The sequence below is a fragment of the Bacteroidia bacterium genome (assembly GCA_041391665.1).
Lineage (GTDB): Bacteria > Bacteroidota > Bacteroidia > J057 > J057 > JAGQVA01.
The window spans coordinates 1,727,840-1,748,529 of sequence record JAWKNO010000003.1 but is presented as its reverse complement, the minus strand read 5'-3'; the positions used below and the strand labels follow the sequence as shown (position 1 = coordinate 1,748,529).

Here is a 20,690-nt window from a genome sequence, read left to right as displayed (position 1 = left end):
GAAACTGAATTCAATGAAGAATTACAGCCTTATGAAAAATATCGTATCGTTTCTTTTCAAATTGGTTTTTGTCCTGATCGTGCTTACCCCATTTTCGGAGGTGAAAGCGCAGTCTTACCATATGGAAAATGTCATTTATCTGAAAAATGGCAGTGAAATCCGTGGTTGGATCCTTGAGCAGATACCGGGAGAATATGTCAAAATCGAACTGGTTGGGGGTAGTATCCTGGTCTACCAGCAAGATGAAATTGAAAAAATCACCAGTGAACCCACACAGTACGCCCAGATCATCCGGAGAGTCAATCGCAAACGTGCAGGCATCCAGTACCGGGACCGTGGGTTGTATAATTTTGTAACCACAGGTTATATCATCAACGAAGGGAGATGGACGCAAAACCAACTGGATTTTTCTTTTTATTACCGTGCAGGTTATCGGTTTAATCAATATCTGGGCGTTGGACTGGGTACGGGTATCGACGAATATCAAACCGGGATAATTATACCGATAATGGCAGAGGTAACCGGTGATTTTCTCCACCGCCGACAGACACCTTTTTATCTTGCGCAGGTTGGTTATGGTTATGGCGCAGCCAATACCTGGGCTACAGAGAATTTTGAAGGAGGGCTTCTTTACCACGCAGGTCTGGGTTTCAAAATTCATACCCGTACCCGGGTCGAATGGACTTTTAGCCTGGGCTATAAATCCCAGCAATTAACAGAAACACTGGTAGACTGGTGGGGGTGGAATGGTGAGCCTGTACGCACGGTACGCGAACGCACGGTACGCGGTTTCCTCTATCAGTTTTCTATAGGTTTTTGAGGTTTTGAGTTTCGCCTGTTGTTTTGGCTTTTTCGCAGAATATAGTACAACTCTGCGCAACGTTTTTGCCATGAACTATGTTCTGTTGGGTAAACCGAGAAACATGAGATTCAGAATTCTTATACTTTTTGCCCTCATTTCAGGCATTCATCCTTTATTTTCCCAGCAAACCATTCGGGGTACTGTTACCGACAAACAAACACTGGCGCCGCTTGTCAATGCCAGAGTGATTTTAATGGAATCAGAACCGCTCCGTGGAGCGCTTACCGACGAAAGCGGCGCTTTCCGTATAGAAAATGTTCCATTGGGCCGGCAGACAATTCAGGTGAGTTATGTGGGGTATCATCCTGTAACCCGCGCCAACCTCATCGTCAATATTGCGCAGGAACTCATCGTAAATGTGGAAATGGAGGAGAAAGTCAACACTGTAGATGAAGTAGTCATCACCTCCAAAGGCGATAAAGAAAAACCCCTCAACGAACTGGCAACCGTGAGTGCCCGCACTTTCAGTGTGGAGGAAGCGCTTCGTTTTGCAGGCAGCCGCAATGACCCGGCCCGTATCGCACAAAACTTTGCGGGTGTGAGCAATGTTTCCGATAATCGAAATGATATTATCATTCGTGGCAATTCTCCTACAGGCGTTCTCTGGCGAATGGAAGGCATTGATATTCCCAACCCCAATCACTTTGGCGCATTGGGAACAACCGGTGGCCCCGTAAGTATGGTCAACAACAACAACCTCAGCGACGCCGATTTTATGACTTCGGCTTTTCCCGCCGAATATGGCAATGCACTCGCGGGCGTATTTGACCTCAACCTCCGCAATGGCAACAATGAAAAGCGCGAATTTATGGGGCAAATCGGGTTTAATGGGGTCGAAATAGGAATGGAGGGCCCGTTTTCATCCAAAAGTAAAGCCTCCTATATCGCCAATTACCGCTATTCGACACTTGGGGTTTTTAAGGCTTTGGGAATAAATTTTGGTACAGGAAGTGCTGTTCCCGAATATCAGGATCTGACTTTTAAAATTCATCTTCCTACAGACAAAGCCGGGAGGTGGGTGCTGTTTGGTCTGGGGGGGAAAAGTGCTATCAATTTTCTCGACAGCGAGTCTGAAGGGAATATTTTTAATGGTGGTGGGGAGGATTTATACAATAAAGCACGAGCCGGAGTCATCGGATTATCCCATACTTATCTTTTCAGCCCTACCGCTTATGGAAAACTCGTCCTTGCCGTTTCGGGTACAGGCGACGGGGTGGAGATTGACCGGTTTTTGGATTCTACGGAAACCCCTTACCGCTTTTATGCGCGGTCTTTCAATCAGATAAAATATTCCGCCAATTACCAGTTTAACAAAAAATTTAATGCCCGGAATCACCTTCGTGCCGGAGTTATTTTTGATCTGGTCAATTATAGCCTGATTGACAGCGTAAGGCGCAATACAGGAGAGTACCGGATCATTCACAACAGCAGTGACCAGACGGCCCTGCTTCAGGCATATTCGCAGTGGCAGCACCGTTTTTCAGATCAACTGACCTTCAATGCAGGCATCCATTTCCAACAATTTTTTCTCAACCAGTCTCAGGCAATCGAGCCCCGGGCCGGGCTCAAATATCAATTTAGCCCCAAACATTCCCTTAGTTTTGGTGCCGGTCTTCACAATCAGATGCAGCCGATTCAGATGTATTTTATCGAAACAACATTGCCGGGCGGAGCAATTGTACAGACAAATAAAAACCTCGGATTTACCCGAAGTATGCAGCTGGTAGCAGGGTACGACTGGAGTATAAACCAAAATCTCCGGTTAAAAGCAGAGACCTATTATCAGTGGCTGGCAAATGCGCCTGTGGAAACGCGCAATACCCCCTTTTCGCTGTTGAATGCAGGAGCAGATTTTGCATTTCCTACTGTAGATAGTCTGGTAAATGAGGGTACGGGAAGAAATTACGGACTGGAGATGACGGTAGAAAAGTTTTTTAGCGAAGGATATTATTTTCTGTTTACTACCTCGCTGTTTGATTCCAAATATACAGGAAGTGATGGGGTGGAGAGGAATACCGCATTCAACGGGAATTACATATTTAACCTGTTAGGCGGGAAAGAATTTAAGCTGGGGAGGAACAGCCTTTCCATTGACGGAAAAATCACAACGGCTGGAGGAAAAAGATTTTCGGCGATTGACCTGGCCGGGTCGCGTTTACGGGGCGAAACCGTAAGAAATACAGACAATCCCTGGACAGAGCAGTATCCCGCTTATATTCGGGCAGATTTGAAAACTACTTTCCGGCTCAATGGGAAAAAATTTCTGCAGGAATGGTCCGTGGACCTTCAGAATGTCACCAACCACAAAAACGTATTTTCCCAGGACTATGATCCGGCTTCTGATTCTATCAAAACTACCTATCAGATTGGTTTGTTTCCGGTAGTACAATACCGGATTTTGCTATAAACCAACGTCAGAGAAACTGTTCTTTCAGGATTTGTGCGAGGCGGGGTACGCCCGTTGAGCCGGGTTCCTGAATAAAAAACACACGGTTGGAGTTGGGGATTTCGGGTTTGTGGGGGTCGATGACAAAGATTGGCGCAAATTCCGGGGCAAATTCAAGCAGACCTGCAGCAGGATATACGACGAGAGAAGTGCCGATGACGGCAACAATGTCTGCACCGGACATAATTTTTGAAGCTGGAACAATTTGCGGTACTTCCTCTCCAAACCAGACGATATGTGGGCGGAGTTGTCCACCGTCGGGCGCTTTGTCTCCCAGATGTATATCGCCATCGGTTTTGACGATATAGGAGGGATCCGTTATACTTCTCACCTTGTTGAGTTCACCGTGGAGGTGGAGCACAGCGGCAGAGCCAGCTTTTTCATGCAGGTCATCTACATTTTGGGTAATAATGATTACCTCAAAAGAATCTTGCAGTTCAGCCAGCGCGAGATGGCCTGCGTTGGGTTGAGCGAGCCGTGCCTGGGCGCGGCGTTCATTGTAAAATTTTAATACGAGTTCAGGATTTCGCTTAAAACCAATAGGAGAAGCCACGTCCATGATATTATGCCCTTCCCATAATCCGTCAGAGCCTCGAAAGGTTTTGAGGCCACTTTCGGCGCTGATTCCTGCACCCGATAAAACGACAAGTCTTTTCATGATAATTTTCAGCCTGTTTACTTATTGCAAAGATAATTGGATAAGACTTTCAGACAAAAAAGATAACCTGAAAGGAAAATATGGGAAAAGTTATATTTTCCATTTCCTTTATATTGATTGTTCATTAGATTTGTCTGATCAAATGATTTGAAATAAATTTAAGCATATGACATTAGCAGATACGACAGCCAAAGTTGCCAAGCTGGCAGCAGCAGCAGATAGCATTGGTTCTACAATCAAATTCTCTTTTAAAGGAGGTGAAGGCGTTGTTTATCTTGACGGATCATCCGATCCGAATGTAGTTTCCAATGAAGATAAGCAAGCGGATTGTACGGTGAATGTTGCTTTTGATGACTTTAATGACCTGCTTTCGGGTAGTTTGAATCCGATGGGAGCTTTTATGAGTGGCAAACTGAAGATTGACGGTGATTTAAGCGTCGCGATGAAGCTGAGTTCATTATTTGGCTGATCCTATTGTAATGAGTTTTTCTCAAAGATCATGAGCAGGCAGGTTGTCTTACAGCAGGGCAGCTAAAAACAATTTTGCAATTCACTTTGGGAAATGATAGGGAAACACTTAACTTTGCATCCCATATAAAGAGAGATGCCGGAGTGGTCGAACGGGCTCGCCTGGAAAGTGAGTATACTCCAAAAGGGTATCGGGGGTTCGAATCCCCCTCTCTCTGCCAGAAGCTTCACGAAAGTGAGGCTTTTTTTTTGTTATAAAACCATGTACAGCACATACATATTGCGAAGTCTGTCGACGGGCCGGCACTATTACGGGCAGACGAATAACCTGGAAGTTCGTCTTGCGCAGCACCAGTCCGGGAAAGAAAAATCTACCAAAAACCGTGGTCCGTGGGAGCTGATTTATTTTGAGACATTCAAGACACGTGCAGAGGCTATGAAGCGGGAGAAATTTTTCAAGAGTCCAGCGGGATGGGGCTGGCTGAAGGCGCAGAAAATCATTTAGGCGGAAAGTTCGGTCATACTTCCCAAGGGTATCGGGGGCTGAAAGTGCCTGCGGCATTCGAATCCCCCTCTCTCTGCCAGAAGCTTCACAAAAGTGAGGCTTTTTTTTTGTTATAAAACCATGTACAGCACATACATATTGCGAAGTCTGTCGACGGGCCGGCACTACCCACCCCCAAAAAAAAAGCGGCCGCCGACGATTAATCCCTGTCAGGAGTCGCCGGCGTTGTGCCACTTATTCTCTGGTAAAGTTTTTACGGGTATGCACAAGTGTATCCTGCTGTAAATTTTACAGATATTCAGGATGTGTTGAGTCATCGATTTTATGAAAGCCGGTTTATTCTATATAAAGCAAAAGTGTGTGTTTACCGGCAGAGTTGATAGTAACAACACCTTGTATTTCCATGTTGATAAGACAATGTTACCGTCTTTGGTGGAGGCAGGCAATGCGATTTTGAGAAAAATTTTGGCTAAAATCCCCTCGGAAAAAGAAGTTCCTGGTCTTGATTTACCAGAGAAATAAGACCCCAAGCTGCCTGATCTACTTATTTGTAAAATAAGTATGTATGCAAGGTGTTGATAATCAGCTGTTTTAGATCAATTGGTGGTTTTGTGCCCATGCTATTGGACAGAAACGACTATTTCCTATTGAATCCCCTGCAATTCGCCAAACTCCCTCTCCAACCGCATCCGGATTTTCTCCAGTATCCACAACTTTTCGTCCATTTTTGCTCCGTTTTCAATATAACTCTGCAGGGTTTTTAGTGCGCGGGCAGTTTTGGCCTGAAGCAGTTTTAATATGACCTTCACTGTATTTTGGAAAAGTTCTTTGTGTAGCTCCGGAAGATTTTCGTGGGTGCGTATAAACCCCGCAAGAGATTTGCAATTTTGTATTAAGACCTTTCTGTCTTTCATCCATTCAGATATATCTTCGGGGGTATAGTTGCATTCATAGGTGGCTTTTATCACATATATCCGCAACTGAACCTCATAAAATGGATGCATAATCTTTACCTGTCTGCCAAGCTTTAATACTAGCGGATAATCTCCGATGAAAAAATGATAGATAACCTTCATCAGGCTAAACATATCTTCCCGAAGGTCTGGAAGTAACAGCGTCTTCCACGTAGTCAGATAATGATGAGCCTCTTCGTATTTTTTCTCTTTCAGACAGCCCAGGATGATAGAATAATAATGGGTTTCGTGAAGATATCCCTGCGAAAAAAGAAATTTGTGTTTAATGCCAATCGCATACAACTTCATAAAAGCCTGAAAAGACCGTTGGGTATCTGTAGTTTTATTGTGCAGCGTGGTTATCGTATTGAAAAACAGGCTGAACAGTAATGTCGAGTCCGCAGCAGGAAGCTTTGGCGCCAGTTTTTCCAGGTTGGAAATCGCTTCATCCAGATTGAGCAGAGAATCACTCGTTTGAATCTCATACAGGTCCCGGTAGATGCCATATAAGGGGATTTCCTTTCGGATATCAGACTTGTCCCAAATGGCTATCAACTCTTCGATAAACCTTGTTTGTATCTGCTTTTCTGCCGGGAAGTTGCTGTTGGTCGAATGATTGATACACGCAAAAATGATCTTTTGAAGTATCCAGTAGTGGTCAAATTTTTGATTGATTTCCCTGACATGACTCCTGTATTTGGGATTTTTCTGCCGCATGGAGTGATTGTGTTTCTCTTTCCACGCTTCAAATAAAAAGTGGATCTGTTCGGGCGAAGCAACTTTGGTTTTTTCTAGAGGGAGGATCTTTGCCTTCCAAACCTTATCAAACTCATCAGAAAGTTCGGTCCGGTTTACAGACTGAAGTTCCAGAATTGCTTTAATATCGGGATTTTGATTTAATCGCTGATTGCGGAGAAATTCTTTGAGCCGGAGAAGAAGATCACTGAGATAGCCATTGAAAAGCTTCTTATTAAAGGGAGTTGTTTTTATGAGTTTTTCCCAGATTTGTTCGGGCTGCCACTCCAGTGCCTGATATTTTTCCAGAATATAAAACAGTCTGACAGGGATGGTTTTTTCTCCTTTGAAATAACTTTTCAGGTAAAGTGCAAATTCCTTTCGTTCCTTCTGATCCAAAGCAGAGACATACTTGCCGAGCAGCGTATCTTTCATAATTAGTCAGTATTGTAGGCAATGAGGCGCTACCTAAAGTTATTTCATGATACGATCATAAGCTGAGATTTCCCAAAATTTCCGTAAATTGAGGCATGGAGCAGTCTTCCCAGATATTGCCGGAGATTTTGAAGAAAAACCTTCTCAAAATCCAGGACCTTTGCCGCAGGCATAAGGTAAAGCGACTGTGGGCCTTTGGCTCTGTCCTGTCTGATGCCTTTGGTCCGGATTCAGATGTGGATTTGCTGTATGAGTTGGATGAATCTGACATCACAGATGATGAATATCTGGCCAATTGGGATAGTTTTTTTGTTGAACTTTTTCAGATTTTTAGTAAAAAAATTGACCTTGTCCACTATCCCAGTTTGAAAAATCCCTACTTCATCGAAGATGTAGAAAATACAAAAGTGCTTCTGTATGGCCAGAAATCTGATCGGTTGCTGGCCGAGTAAACGTATTTCCCGCCCCGTAAGATTTCCAATTTCCACAATCTGTGTATATATTTCCCATTCACTGATCCCTTATCCCAAACCCCTCTGCAATGGAAATTCTTATCACCGGTGCCGCTGGCTTTATTGGTAAAAAACTGGCCCGAAAATTACTGGAAACGGGTACTGTTTCCCTCAATGGCAACGAAAAAAAACGTTTCGACCGCCTCATCCTCTTTGATATTGCCGCGCCTGAAGGACTGCCCGACGATCCGCGTATGGTCATCAAAACGGGCAATATCTCCGATCCTGCCACCGTATCTTCGCTTGTCAATCCCGATACTGCTGTAGTATTTCACCTCGCTGCCATTGTCAGCGCCAACGCCGAAGAAAACTTCGACCTCGGTATGGCCGTCAACGTGGATGGTACCCGCTACCTCCTCGAAGCCTGCCGCAACCTGGGCACACAGCCCATGATGGTTTTCTCCAGCTCTGTGGGTATCTATGGGGGCGATCTTCCCGAAGTTGGGCAGGACAATATGATTATCACACCTACCATATCATACGGCACGCAAAAAACCATCGGCGAACTCCTCGTCAATGAGTACAGTCGCAAAGGGTTTATCGACGGACGCTCCCTCCGCCTGCCTACCATTATGGTCAGACCCGGTAAACCCAACCGCGCTGCCTCTACTTTTGCCAGTTCGATTATCCGCGAACCGCTGACAGGCCAAAAAGCTATTTGCCCGGTAGATCCCCAAAACCGTATGTATATCCTTTCGCCCCGAAGGGTAATCGAAGCGCTCATCAAAGCGATGGAACTACCTGCCTCCACCTGGGGCTGGAACCGCATGCTCACACTCCCCGGTATTTCCGCAAGTATCCGGGAAATGGTGGACGCGCTCGAAAAGGTCGCAGGTAAAGAAACTGTCAGTCTTATCGAATGGAAACCCGACCCGATGATCGAAAAAATTGTCTCTGGATGGCTCCACGACTACGATGCCCAAAGGGCAAAAACTATGGGTTTCGCCGCTGATAATAGTATGGAAGAAATTATTCGTGCGCATATTGAAGATGAACTCAGTTAAACCTGAAAATTATGTCACACAACTACTCTCCCTCGCGAAGAAACTTCCTCCAGACTTCCTCTCTGGCGGCGGCCTCTGTATTTGTTCCGGCTGTTTTGTCCCCTGTTTTTGGGCAAAATATATCAGAACGAAAATTTACCCTTTGTATCAACCCCGGAAACATCGGCGTCAAAGCCAACCAGAAAGAATTGCTGCAAATGGCGATTCAGCATGGCTATCAGTCAATGTCTCCTATGCCTGATCAATTGATGGCTTTTTCTGAAACGGAAATGAAAGATTTTCTCGGACAAATGAAGGCCAAAGGCATTTCCTGGGATTCGACCAATATCACCGTCGATTTCCGCAAGGATGAAAAGACCTTCAAAGAAGGGCTTTCCCAACTCCCCGAGTATGCAAAAATTCTGGAAAAAGCGGGTGCAACGCGGATGAATACCTGGATATCGAATGCACATTCCGACCTGACTTATTCCGCCAATTTTAAACAACACGCCGACCGCCTCCGCGCCTGCGCTAAAGTATTGGGCTATCACGGCATTCGCCTTGGACTGGAATACGTCGGGCCCAAATCTTCTATGCTTCGCCGCAAATATCCTTTTATGCGCACAATGGCGGAGGCCCGCGAACTGATTGCCGCTATCGGCGAACCCAATGTCGGACTCGTACTGGACAGTTTCCACTGGTATTGCGCTGAGGATACTGCCGAAGATATCCTCGCCCTCGACAAAAGCGATATTATCACCTGTGATATCAATGACGCAAGAGCCGATCTCTCCCGTGAAGCTCAAATTGATGGCACCCGCGAATTGCCCTGTGCCACAGGTGTTATTGATTTAAAAGCTTTTCTGGGTGCATTGGTACAAATCGGATACGATGGTCCGGTGAGGTCAGAACCCTTTAACCAGCCGCTTCGCGATATGGATGACCAGGAAGCGCTGAAAGTCAATTATCAGGCTATGTCCAAAGCTTTTGCTTTGGTTGATTAACTATTAATATTTTAAATCTCCTCAAAAATCACTTATGAAAATCCTCAAAAGTTTACTGGCTACGCTCGTAGTTGTTCTGCTTTTTTCTGCTCAGTCTTATGCACAGAATATGCAGTTTCGCGCCCTCCTGTATACCAAAACCGCAGGTTTTCACCATGAATCTATTCTCGCTGGTGTAACAGCCATCAAAAAACTGGCCGAGCGCCACATGTTTGCCGTTGACTGGCAGGAAAATGCCTCCGTATTCAATGACCAGAATCTGGAAAAATATCAAGTCGTCATTTTCCTCAATACGACCGGTGATATTTTTGATGAAAACCAGCAGAAAGCAATGGAAAAATTTATCCAGTCCGGGAAAGGTTTTGTCGGTATTCACAGTGCTTCTGATACCGAATATGACTGGGAATGGTACACAAAGATGGTTGGACGAATGTTTCATATTCACCCGCAGATTCAGACTGCGATGATCGATGTGGTGGACAGCAATTTCCCCGGCCTGGAGAGAATGCCCAAACGCCTCCTTTGGACGGACGAATGGTATGAATTTACTCCTCCCAAAATCGATGACCTGCACAGCCTCATTACCCTGGATGAAACCACTTACGACCCCAATGTAAAGTGGGGCGAAAAAGTAGGCAAACCTATGGGCGTACATCCTGTCTCATGGTATCACCTCTACGATGGCGGAAGGGCATTTTATACCGCATTGGGACATGTTCCCGCTACCTTCAGCGACGATGTCTTCACCGACCACCTGTACGGCGCGATCTACTGGGCTGCAACCGGGAAAGGAATCAAAAAATAACGGAATAATAAATCCCCGCTGCGTGAACCCTCACGATGTTGATCGGAGATCATCCCCTGCTTTTGAACGCAGATTAACGCAGATTACCACGCAGAGGAACGCAGAGACTACAGCACCCTTTGCGTACTCTGCGTGAACCTTCGAGATGTTGATCGGAGATCATCCCCTGCTTTTGAACGCAGATTACCACGCTGAGAAACGCAGATGCCTTTGCGAAACTCTGCGATTCCTTTGCGTACTCTGCGTGAACCTTCGAGATGTTGATCGGAGATCATTTCCCTGCTTTTGAACGCAGATTACGCAGAGTACCACGCAGAGGAACGCAGATGCCTTTGCGAAACTCTGCGATTCCTTTGCGTACTCTGCGTGAACCTTCGAGATGTTGATCGGAGATTACTCTTCGCAGACATATATGTCTCTCAGAACTTCATCTCCTGATTGTAATTCCGAAATAATTACCCCGAAAAAGCTTTCTCTCCCGGCGCATAAGGAATGCACGGATCAAACCGCCCCGGCACTGCCGAATACCGCATGGCCTGGGTAGAGCCAATTTCCGAAGTCAGAAATCCCAGGAGGGAAAGCTGTTTCATCATTTTGTAATAGTGAGCTTCCGGGTCGTCCGGTCCTTTTTTGCTGTCGTAGTCTTTATTTTCCGCTTCCAGGCGTAGCAATAATTCATGCCTTTGTTCCGGGGTGATTTTTAAGAAACTTTTTCCAAAAAGACTGCTGGACGTTTCCTCCAGCTTAAGGATACCATCCATAAAAATCTTTTGCTGTTTCTCATCATAACACTCAGTTACAACGACATTCATAAATCTGCCGGTTTTCGCTGCCTTAGCGCCGGGAGAGGTTTCTGTTGTGGGCAAAATGGTCTCCGCCAGTTCGTCCATCAACCGCTCATAATCATTGGGCGTAAGGAGTCCCTGATAAGCGGGTTCGCCTGGCATACATCCTGAAAGGAATGCCTGTGCGCCGATGACAGTTCCACCCATGATGAGGGCTACGGTAGATATGGCTTCTCGTCTGTTCATATTTGGAGGGTGAAAGGGTCAGATATTTTGTTTGTTTAATTCTTTTACTGCATAGTCTACCGCCCGTGCAGTGAGGGCCATATAGGTGATGGACGGGTTCTGGCAGGCGGAGGAAGTCATGCTGGCTCCGTCGGAGACAAACACATTTTTTACTGCATGCATCTGGTTAAATCCGTTGAGAATGGAGGTTTTTGGATCTTTCCCCATACGAGCGGTTCCCATTTCATGAATACCTCTTCCCGGTGCGCCTTTCGTATCGGTTTTTACAATATCCTTCATTCCTGCAGCTTCGAGCATATCTGCACCATCGTCCAGAATGGCTTTCAGCATGTTTTCTTCATTCTCCCTGTATTCGCACGAAATCTCTAGTTGCGGAATTCCCCATTTGTCGGTCTGGTCTGCACTGAGTTTTACGTAGTTGTCGTAGTGGGGTAGATGTTCGCCCATTCCGGTCATCCATATACTCCATGGCCCCACTTCCGTCAGTTTTTCCTTAAACATCGCCCCGATTTTGGGATCATTTTCGGTGAGGTTTCCCCGGCCTCGGGAAGCGCCAATGGAATAGGCATAACCACGCAGATAGCTGTCCTGTTTGTCATTGGCAAAATTGCGGTATCGGGGAATATAACCCGCCGCAGGTCTTCGGCCAAAGTAGTATTTGTCCAACATTCCATCATAAGACGCGCTGAGTTTACCCCGGTAGTTGTGATCCATGAGATAATGGCCCAATACGCCGCTGTCATTGCCGATTCCGTTGGGAAAGCGGGCGGAGATTGAATTGAGCAGAATAAGCGTAGTGTTCAGCGTACTGGCATTGACAAAGATAATTTTCGCAAAAAACTCCACCGATTCCATCGTTTCGCTGTCGATGACTCTGACCCCGGAGGCCTTTTGTGTCGCCTCATCGTAGATGATGGAATGCACGACGGAAAAAGGCCTTACCGTCAGATTTCCCGTAGCTATAGCTGCCGGCAGAGTGGAAGAGTTGCTGCTGAAATACCCGCCGTAAGGGCACCCACGGGAGCAGCGGTTTCTGTACATACATTGTCCCCGCCCGTTGTGGGGCTGGGTAAGGTTTGCCTGGCGGGACATGATAAGTTTTCTTCCGGGAAATGCGGTCTCTACCTGCGATTTAATATGTTTTTCCAGACAGTTGAGCTCCATGGCGGGCAAAAACTCTCCGTCGGGGAGTTGGGGCAGATTTTCTTTGCTTCCACTTACCCCGATAAACTTTTCCACATGCGAATACCAGGGAGCAATATCTTCATACCGGATGGGCCAGTCCACACCATTGCCATCTTTGGCATTGGCTTCAAAATCGAGGTTGCTCCATCGCTGCACCATCCGTGCCCACATCAGTGACTTGCCGCCGACCTGATATCCTCGGGTCCAGCTGAATGGTTTCGCTTCGATGTAGGGATGTTCTTCCCGCTGCACAAAAAAGTGAGCATCGGCTTCAGACCGGCGTCCCTGCCCGAAAGTTTGGAGGCGGTAGGGAAATTCCCAGACTTCTTTGTTGGCGGTGGGGTAGTCTTTGATGTGTTCGACGTTTCGGCCTCGTTCCAGAACGAGGGTCTTGAGGCCTTTTTCGCAAAGCTCTTTGGCGGCCCAGCCGCCGCTGATGCCGGAACCTATGACGATGGCGTCATAAGTGTGGTCTTTTTTCGCCTTGACGTTGATGTTCAGGGTGTCGGGCATGGTTCGGATTTTTGAGGTAGAAAGGAAGTCGTTAGCGTGAATAAGTTGCGAAGAAAAATTGTAACTTCCCAAAGTCATTATTCCTCCCACAACCCTCAAATTTTGCTTCTTATGCCTCGTTCCCGCAGAAATTTTCTTAAAAAAAGTGCTTCGCTGGCGGCATTATCGACGGTTGCGCCTGCTTCGTTTGCCATTCATCCACCCCGACCCAAACCGATCAAAGAAGACTTCATGCAGCTCTGTATGTCTTACTTTTTTGGTTTTGAAGAAAACAAAATGGCTTACTCCCGCCAGATGGGGGTAACGGGTGCGGTAACTTCTGCTAATCCCACTATGGCTGGACTTCCTGGCAAAAAACCCTGGGATCTCGAAGTACTGACAGCCATCCGCGACCGGTTTGCCAAAGAAGGTCTTCAGTTTCGTGTACTGGAAGGTCCGCCTTCGCTCGACAAAACCAAACTGGGGCTGCCTGGCAGAGATGAGGAGATCGCCAATTTTATCACATTTATCCAAAACCTCTCAAAAGTGGGGGTGGATACCATTTGCTACAACTGGATGCCTGTGATCAGCTGGCACCGCACTGACAATGAGCGCAAAGGCCGCGGCGATGCCCTGATGACGGCTTTTGATTACGAAACGGTAAAGGATCAGCCATTGACCGAATATGGCGAATTTTCTCACGAGACCATGTGGAAAAACCTTGAGTATTTTCTCAAAGCAGTCGTGCCGGAAGCCGAAAAAAATGGTGTCAAACTGGCCATGCACCCCGACGATCCTCCAGTGAGTAAAATAAGGGGGATATCGCGGATTCTGACTTCTGTCGATGCTTTCAAACGGTTGATCGATCTGTACCCCAGCCCCAGCAATGGCATCACTTTTTGCCAGGGTACATTTGCGACTATGGGAGAAGACATTCCTGCCGCCATTCGGTATTTTGGGAAAAGAGAGAAGATATTTTTTGTACATTTCCGCGACGTTCAGGGCGATCCGGCGAATTTTACGGAATGTTTTCACGACAATGGAAAAACGGATATGTACGAGGCAATGAAAGCATATATTGAGGTGGGTTTTAAAGGCCCCATCCGCCCTGACCATGTACCTACGATGGCCAATGACAGCAATGCGCATCCCGGTTACAGTGTACTTGGCAAACTATTTGCCGTTGGCTACATCCGGGGGCTGATGGAAGCTGCCGCTAAAGAATCCTGACGAATATCATTGATGATTCAATCCTCCAAAACCCAATCTCTGCTTTTCTACTGGCTCCCTGTGCTTGTATGGATGTCGATAATTTTTACCCTGTCCAATCAGACGAAAGATGAATCGCACGGGCTGAGCGACCTGTTTTTGGCGATTTTTCATTTCCTGGGATTGGATCCTGTCAAAATGCAGGCATGGGGCATACCGCATCTGATTCGTAAAGCTGCGCATGTCACGGAGTATGCTATTTTATACCTTCTGGTTCACCGGCTGGTGTATTTCTATTCCCCCCAATCAGCCTCTCTGCTTTGGGCGCTGGTCATTTGTGTTGCCTATGCAGCGTCTGACGAATATCACCAGACTTTTGTCGAAGGCCGGGGTGCACAGGTATCGGATGTGGGGGTTGACTCCATCGGAATGCTTCTGGCATTATTGTGGCGATGGAAAAAGTATGGAAGGAGAGAAAAAGAAGGAAAAAATACCTAAATTCGCACAAGCATTCTGAAATAGGTGTTGCTGTTGTTCTGCACCCCGAAACGCAAAATAGTATCATGAGCATAGAAGTAAAAGTCCCCAGTCCGGGCGAATCGATTACAGAAGTAGAAATTGAAAGCTGGCTGGTAGAAAACGGCGCTTTCGTCGAAATGGATGACGAACTCGCCGAGATCAACTCCGATAAAGCTACGCTTACCGTCAATGCCGAAAGCTCCGGCACGATCGAAATCCTCAAAGAGGCTGGTTCCACCGTCGCCGTAGGCGAGGTCATCGCAAGGATTAATCCTTCCGGTGATGCGCCCGCACCCAAAAAGGAAACCGCCGCTGAGCCGGTCAAAGAGCAGGCTGCCTCCAAAGAACCTGTCGCTGAAAATTCTTATGCAAAGGGAGTCCCTTCAGTTTCGGCAGAAAAAATGATGAACGAAAAGGGGATTGACCCTAAGCAGGTAGACGGAACGGGTCGCGATGGCCGTATCACCAAAGCTGATGTCGTCAACCTGAAAAATACGCCTCAGGTTCAGAAAACGGAAAAACCTGCCGCAAAAGAAGAACCGAAAAAAGATTCCCGGCCCATCCCCGCTATGCCAATCGTGGGTAATGGAGGTGGCCGAAATGAGCGCAGAGAAAAAATGTCTTCTCTTCGCCGTAAAATCGCCGAACGCCTCGTTTCCGTCAAAAATGAAACTGCCATGCTCACCACTTTCAATGAAGTGGACCTGTATGAGCTGATGGAAATACGCAAAAAATATAAAGACAAGTTTAAGGAAGTACATGGTGTCGGCCTGGGCTTTATGTCCTTTTTCACCAAAGCCGTAACAATGGCGCTCATGGAGTTCCCTGCCGTAAATGCTCAGATAGACGGCCAGGAACTGGTATTCCACGACTACGCAGATGTGGGAATTGCGGTCAGTACAGAACGTGGACTCGTGGTGCCTATCATTCGCGATGCGCATCTGATGAGCCTTGTGCAAATTGAACAGGCAGTACTTCACTATGCACTGAAAGCCCGTGAGAATAAAATCTCCATTGAGGATATGACGGGTGGAACTTTTACCATTACCAACGGCGGGGTATTTGGCTCGATGCTTTCAACGCCGATCCTGAACCCGCCGCAAGCGGCTATCCTCGGTATGCACAATATTGTGGAAAGACCCGTGGCCATCAATGGCCAGGTGGTGATTCGCCCCATCATGTACGTGGCGCTTTCTTATGATCACCGCCTGATCGACGGAAAAGAAGCGGTAAGCTTCCTCTTCCGTGTCAAAGAAAGACTGGAAGATCCGTCCCGTATGTTGCTGGGTGTCTGATCACTCTCCACATCCAATCGGTGATCCATCAGGCAGTTCCGGCGCTTTCGGCAGCTGAAACTTCTCCGGGCTGTGCCGGAACTGCTCAATTTCCATCAAAGACATATTGTAATGCGCCAGACGGTCTTCGTTTTTGACCGTCGGAAGGCTGCTGTTGATCAGGTCTTCGATTTGCGCTATTTTCAGCATGGCAATGGCGCTTACCTGTGGCACCGCCTTTGTATCTGCCGCCAGATCCATCAGGTGGTAAAGTACTTGTTTTTCGATTACCCGGTTGATTTCTGCCAGATAGGTATTGTCAGGCGAATTTTTCCATGTTGCCTGAATTACCTGGTCAATCACGGTACTTAAGCCCGGATACTTGCTGTCCCGGGCGTGGAACTCTACCAGTCGCGCTGCTCGTTGTGGGTGCAGCAATAGTGCCAATGTATGATCTGCCGCTGCCGAAGCTGCACTCAGCGGATCGAGTGTATAGCCTGTGCGTATGTGGAAATGTTCCCTTCCCCGCTCATAACCCTGGGGGCGCGGCGGAATCATGGTAAGTAAATTTTCTGGTATCGCCAGCACAGACGGGTCGAGTGTGGAAATTAATGCTTTCAAAGCAGCCATCTGATCCTGTGGAGATACAATTTGGTTGCCGGGAGTTTTTTCTGCCCTGATTGCATAAGCGTAATCCATTCCCCCGACCAGCGTTGCTGCTGCTTCTGTCTGATAACGATGGGAGAAATACAGTGGCACCAATACATCTTCCAGCATAGCCATAGGCGTCCCCTCTGGGATATTGGCTTCGCCAAACTTACTCATAGCCAGTTTCCTGACCTGAAGGACCCGATCAAGTTCTGCGGCTGCATTTAGTCCATTATCCCACAAATGGGAATAGGGATGGGCGCTCCCATAAGACCGGGAATCCTGATCAGTGATATACCGCAGTCCCATCGACTGGTTGCCGTCAAGGGTGTGTTCCAAAAATTCTGCTTCATCATCCCCGGCAGGGATGTCCTGATAGCCGTACAATATGGCTCGTTTGTCCCATGCACCAATGCCGATGGCATAGACTTCGGTAAAATCCATATTGCCAAGATCGTTGATTTTCACCAACGGGTGTGGGTAATCCATCACGGAAGCCCGGCGGTTTGTACTTGCCGCAAAGTTGTGGGCAAGTCCAAGGGTATGCCCTACTTCATGGGCTGACAATTGCCTCAGCCTCGCCAAAGCCATTTGTTTCATTCCCAAAGAGGGTTCCTGACCGGTTTCAAATGGTTGTAACAGTCCCTGGGCAATGAGGTAATCCTGCCTTACGCGCAACGAGCCCAGCGAAACGTGGCCTTTGATGATCTCTCCTGTGCGGGGATCTGTAACGGTATTTCCGTAAGACCAGCCCCGGGTGGAGCGGTGCACCCATTGAATCATATTGTACCTCACATCCATTGGGTCAGCATCCACGGGCAAAACCTCCACCCGGAAAGCATTGAGATAACCTGCAGCTTCGAATGCCTGGTTCCACCACATGGCTCCCTCAATCAATGCCGACCTGACAGGTTCCGGCGTGCCTCTGTCCACATAATAAATAATAGGCTCCTCAGGTTCGCTTACGCTTGCAGCCGGATCTTTCTTTTTGAGCCTGTGCCGGGTAATGAACAATTTTTCCAGCGGCTCATCTATCGGTGTGGCATAGTCAAACCATGAAACCGGATAGTAACCTGAGCGGGGATCGTAAGTCCTGGGTTCGTAGGCTTTGTCGGGTAGCTGCACAAATGAATGATGCTGCTGAACCGTAACTGCCTGAGCCGTTGGGGTTACTTCTCTGATATACCCCCCCTGAGGCATTCCTTCAAAAGTAATCATCGCCTCAAATTCGGTGTTTTGCGGGAAATTTCGGGTGTTGGGTAAATAAATCACGGACCGCCGGAGATCAGGCTGATAATTGCCCTGCCCGGTTTGTCTGAGTACTTCCGCTACCCCGTGCGCATCCTTTAGAAAAAAATCAGTCGCATCTACCAGCACGCGGTCCTTTTCCTCGCGCTCGACGGTAAATCCTGCAAGTACCGATTTGGCAAATGCTTCCTCTACCGACTGTTTTTCGTCGGGGTTCAGACTGTTTGCCCGGTACTTATAGTTGGGCTGAACCAGCAATATTTTGGGGCCGCTGCGCATAAACTTCACAATTCTCTCGCCGCCAATCTGCCCGCGGTCAAGGCCGATGTCATTGGAACCTACCCCTGCGCGGAGGGAGTGGACGTAAAGAAATTCGTAATCAAACCGATCGATCTCCAGCCATATTTTGCCGGTTTTTTCATCCCAGAAAAACGGAAAAAAACCAGGGTAGGCTTTCATTTCACCGGTAAAAGCGGCTATTGTTTCGGGGGGTGGAGTTGTTACGACTTCTTTGGATGAGCCGCAGGCCATGAGTATAATAGCCAGAATGAGCAAGTATTGGCGGTGCATATTGGGGTGGTGTTGTTTGTTCAAATATACAATTATCCTTTCACAATCTCCCGTCACCGCTGCGAATTGCTCCTTCAGTCCCGATTTTTTTGTGAATGGTTTTTCTCATATCCAGAAAATACATATAAACTTCCAGCAGCCGGTCGGACTCCGCTGCATTTCCTTCAGCTTCAGCGGCTTTGAGCTGGTCTTTACATTCTGTCAGCAGCCGCTCTACTTTTCGGTATTTATAATGGTAAACGGGCCCTTCGACTGTTTTCCTGATATCGTCATCCAGATCAATGACAAATGCTCCGTGTTTTTTCCAGCCCGGACTGATTTCATAGGGGGAAATCATCAGGTCTGAAACGGTTTTCCGAAGGGCATCATCGTCATGGTTGAGATATCGCTGAATATTGACGCTGCCCATTTCTGTATATTCGGTGAATATCTGGTTTTTCAGCTCTTCATACGTCTGGTTTTCAAAGGTCAGCCCTTCGAGTTCTGCGATAAGATAATCAAGCAGTGGAAACTCTTCAACTTCTATCGGCGTTCCATCCGGAGTTTCTCTCGGTCCTTCGTAAGTAGAAAAATGTTTGTCGTAATAATTCACAATCACCCGGAGCAGTTCTTTTTCCTGGCTGGCAAGCGGGAGTTGTTCAAATCCTTTGAGGTCTTTGACTGGTGCACGATTTTCTTCAGGTGGAGTTACACTTTCTTCTCTGCGTCTTTCGCGTGATTCGAGCTTACTGGTTTCCCGCCGGGCATCTTCGACTGCATGAGTCATCAGGGCTTCTGTGATGTCCACCTGCTGGGCTACATGTTTGATGTACATTTGCCGCTCGACCATATCGGGAATATGCCCGACGGTTTCGGCCAGTGATTTGATCAGTTCGGCCTGATGCCTCGGATCATTTTTGGGTTTGCCTTCGGAAAGTACCCTTATTTTGAAGTCGAGAAAGGAGAGCGCTTCTTTTTCTGCAAAATCGGTAAATGCTTTTGCCCCAAATGTATTGACATAGGAGTCGGGGTCGTGATTGTCTGGCAATACGAGCACCCGGGCATTCATGCCTTCTTTGAGCAGCAGATCAATTCCCCGTAACGCTGCCTTCACTCCCGCTGCGTCTCCGTCGTAGATCATCAGCACATTTTTGGTGAAGCGGCGAATCAGTCTGATTTGCTCCGGCGTCAGTGCTGTTCCGCTCGATGCCACCACGTTTTTGATGCCGTTCTGATGAAGAATGACGGTATCCATATACCCTTCGGTCAGAATACACAAATCCAGGTCGCGGATCGTTTTTTTTGCCTGAAAAAGCCCGTAGAGTATCTGGCCTTTGTGGTAAATTTCTGATTCGGGCGAATTGATATATTTGGCGATATCCTGCGCTTTGCCCAAAATTCGTCCGCCAAATCCTACAATTTTCCCGACAGGATTGGCAATCGGAAAAATCACCCTGCCCCGAAACCGATCGATGAGATTGCCGGTTTTCTCCGAACGACTGACCAGCCCCAATTCAATCAGATATTCTTCTTTATAAAATTTTTCAACTGCTGCTTTGGAGAATGCCTCCCATTCGTCGAGACAATACCCCAGCTGAAATTCTTCAATGGTGGCATCCAGAATGCCCCGCTCTTTAAAATAGGAAAGGCCGATCTGTCTGCCTTTGGGAGATTCGGTGAGTTGCTCATAAAAATACCTGGAAGCAAACTCATTGACGACAAACAAACTCTGTCTTTTGTCCCGCTCTACCTTCGCTTCTTCAGTTTCTTCTTCCTCCTCAATTTCGATATTATACTTTCTGGCTACGTGTTTTAAGGCGTCGACATATTCGTAACCCTCCATTTCCATGAGAAAATTGATGGCATTTCCACCTTTCCCCGAACTAAAATCCTTGTAAATTCCCTTGACCGGGTTCACCGCAAAAGAAGGCGTTTTTTCATTGTTGAATGGAGAGCGTGCCCAATAGTTTGCCCCCCGCTTTTTCAGCGGGACATAGTCAGATACGATGTCCACGATGTCCATGGCATTATAGATCTGATCTACGATATGTTGGGGGATACGTGCCATAACTTACCCGAATATACATATACATTTTTTTACAGACTGGTGATATTTTTCAGTTTGTTACGTCCAATACAGGGAAACACAACCACCTTGCAAATATACCG

Annotated in this window: 18 protein-coding genes and 1 tRNA gene; 13 read left to right on the top strand and 6 right to left on the bottom strand. The window is 47.2% G+C overall.

What is annotated here, in order from left to right; genetic code table 11:
• The first annotated feature begins 13 nt into the window (after nt 1–13).
• Together R3D00_29890 and R3D00_29885 are read left to right on the top strand one after the other, a co-directional pair.
• Nucleotides 14–820, top strand: coding sequence for a hypothetical protein (locus R3D00_29890; protein MEZ4777426.1), 807 nt, complete (start codon nt 14–16; stop codon nt 818–820).
• Between the two features lie 103 nt (nt 821–923).
• Nucleotides 924–3,269 carry a TonB-dependent receptor gene (locus R3D00_29885; protein ID MEZ4777425.1) on the top strand — a complete coding sequence of 782 codons (2,346 nt, stop codon included), beginning with the start codon at nt 924–926 and terminating at the stop codon, nt 3,267–3,269.
• A 7-nt stretch (nt 3,270–3,276) separates the two neighbouring features.
• Here the strand turns inward: R3D00_29885 and R3D00_29880 are convergent, their stop codons facing one another.
• Nucleotides 3,277–3,972, bottom strand: coding sequence for an NAD-dependent deacylase (locus tag R3D00_29880; protein MEZ4777424.1), 696 nt, complete (start codon nt 3,970–3,972; stop codon nt 3,277–3,279).
• 160 nt (nt 3,973–4,132) lie between these two features.
• Here R3D00_29880 and R3D00_29875 point away from each other — a divergent pair, with 160 nt between their 5' ends.
• From R3D00_29875 to R3D00_29860, 4 genes are all read left to right on the top strand, one after another.
• Entirely contained in the window at nt 4,133–4,435 is a 303-nt protein-coding gene (locus R3D00_29875) for an SCP2 sterol-binding domain-containing protein (GenBank protein MEZ4777423.1), read from the top strand.
• Between the two features lie 129 nt (nt 4,436–4,564).
• Nucleotides 4,565–4,655: transfer RNA gene (locus R3D00_29870), tRNA-Ser, on the top strand.
• Nucleotides 4,656–4,696: 41 nt separating this feature from the next.
• Complete coding sequence (locus tag R3D00_29865; protein MEZ4777422.1) at nt 4,697–4,939, top strand: GIY-YIG nuclease family protein; 243 nt, start codon at nt 4,697–4,699, stop codon at nt 4,937–4,939.
• Nucleotides 4,940–5,263: 324 nt separating this feature from the next.
• On the top strand, nt 5,264–5,461 hold the full coding sequence (locus R3D00_29860) for a hypothetical protein (protein MEZ4777421.1): 198 nt from the start codon (nt 5,264–5,266) through the stop codon (nt 5,459–5,461).
• Nucleotides 5,462–5,583: 122 nt separating this feature from the next.
• On the opposite strand, the gene R3D00_29855 is transcribed toward R3D00_29860, so the two are convergent.
• Nucleotides 5,584–7,062, bottom strand: a complete 1,479-nt coding sequence (locus R3D00_29855) for a hypothetical protein (GenBank protein MEZ4777420.1) — start codon at nt 7,060–7,062, stop codon at nt 5,584–5,586.
• A 95-nt stretch (nt 7,063–7,157) separates the two neighbouring features.
• Here R3D00_29855 and R3D00_29850 point away from each other — a divergent pair, with 95 nt between their 5' ends.
• From R3D00_29850 to R3D00_29835, 4 genes are all read left to right on the top strand, one after another.
• Nucleotides 7,158–7,514 (top strand): nucleotidyltransferase domain-containing protein, encoded by a 357-nt coding sequence (locus tag R3D00_29850; protein MEZ4777419.1) that lies wholly within the window; start codon nt 7,158–7,160, stop codon nt 7,512–7,514.
• An 89-nt stretch (nt 7,515–7,603) separates the two neighbouring features.
• The gene (locus tag R3D00_29845; GenBank protein ID MEZ4777418.1) at nt 7,604–8,578 is read left to right on the top strand and encodes an SDR family oxidoreductase; all 975 of its coding nucleotides are present in this window, start codon (nt 7,604–7,606) and stop codon (nt 8,576–8,578) included.
• Nucleotides 8,579–8,589: 11 nt separating this feature from the next.
• Nucleotides 8,590–9,561: a sugar phosphate isomerase/epimerase family protein gene (locus R3D00_29840; GenBank protein MEZ4777417.1), complete on the top strand. Its 972-nt coding sequence runs from the start codon at nt 8,590–8,592 to the stop codon at nt 9,559–9,561.
• Nucleotides 9,562–9,595: 34 nt separating this feature from the next.
• Entirely contained in the window at nt 9,596–10,366 is a 771-nt protein-coding gene (locus R3D00_29835; GenBank protein MEZ4777416.1) for a ThuA domain-containing protein, read from the top strand.
• 455 nt (nt 10,367–10,821) lie between these two features.
• Here R3D00_29835 and R3D00_29830 read toward each other — a convergent pair whose 3' ends face one another.
• Both R3D00_29830 and R3D00_29825 read right to left on the bottom strand, forming a co-directional pair.
• Nucleotides 10,822–11,397 carry a gluconate 2-dehydrogenase subunit 3 family protein gene (locus tag R3D00_29830; protein MEZ4777415.1) on the bottom strand — a complete coding sequence of 192 codons (576 nt, stop codon included), beginning with the start codon at nt 11,395–11,397 and terminating at the stop codon, nt 10,822–10,824.
• Between the two features lie 18 nt (nt 11,398–11,415).
• Entirely contained in the window at nt 11,416–13,095 is a 1,680-nt protein-coding gene (locus R3D00_29825) for a GMC family oxidoreductase (protein MEZ4777414.1), read from the bottom strand.
• A gap of 111 nt (nt 13,096–13,206) precedes the next feature.
• Here R3D00_29825 and R3D00_29820 point away from each other — a divergent pair, with 111 nt between their 5' ends.
• The 3 genes from R3D00_29820 (at nt 13,207) to odhB (ending at nt 16,097) form a co-directional block, all read left to right on the top strand.
• The gene (locus R3D00_29820; GenBank protein ID MEZ4777413.1) at nt 13,207–14,304 is read left to right on the top strand and encodes a mannonate dehydratase; all 1,098 of its coding nucleotides are present in this window, start codon (nt 13,207–13,209) and stop codon (nt 14,302–14,304) included.
• Nucleotides 14,305–14,316: 12 nt separating this feature from the next.
• Nucleotides 14,317–14,781: a VanZ family protein gene (locus R3D00_29815; protein ID MEZ4777412.1), complete on the top strand. Its 465-nt coding sequence runs from the start codon at nt 14,317–14,319 to the stop codon at nt 14,779–14,781.
• A gap of 65 nt (nt 14,782–14,846) precedes the next feature.
• Nucleotides 14,847–16,097 carry a 2-oxoglutarate dehydrogenase complex dihydrolipoyllysine-residue succinyltransferase gene (odhB, locus tag R3D00_29810; protein MEZ4777411.1) on the top strand — a complete coding sequence of 417 codons (1,251 nt, stop codon included), beginning with the start codon at nt 14,847–14,849 and terminating at the stop codon, nt 16,095–16,097.
• Here odhB and R3D00_29805 read toward each other — a convergent pair whose 3' ends face one another.
• On the bottom strand, nt 16,098–18,542 hold the full coding sequence (locus tag R3D00_29805) for a zinc-dependent metalloprotease (protein MEZ4777410.1): 2,445 nt from the start codon (nt 18,540–18,542) through the stop codon (nt 16,098–16,100). It abuts the gene before it with no gap.
• A 40-nt stretch (nt 18,543–18,582) separates the two neighbouring features.
• A complete protein-coding gene (gene dnaG / locus R3D00_29800) occupies nt 18,583–20,589 on the bottom strand; it encodes a DNA primase (GenBank protein MEZ4777409.1) in 2,007 nt (668 codons plus the stop codon).
• Between the last annotated feature and the right edge of the window lie 101 nt (nt 20,590–20,690).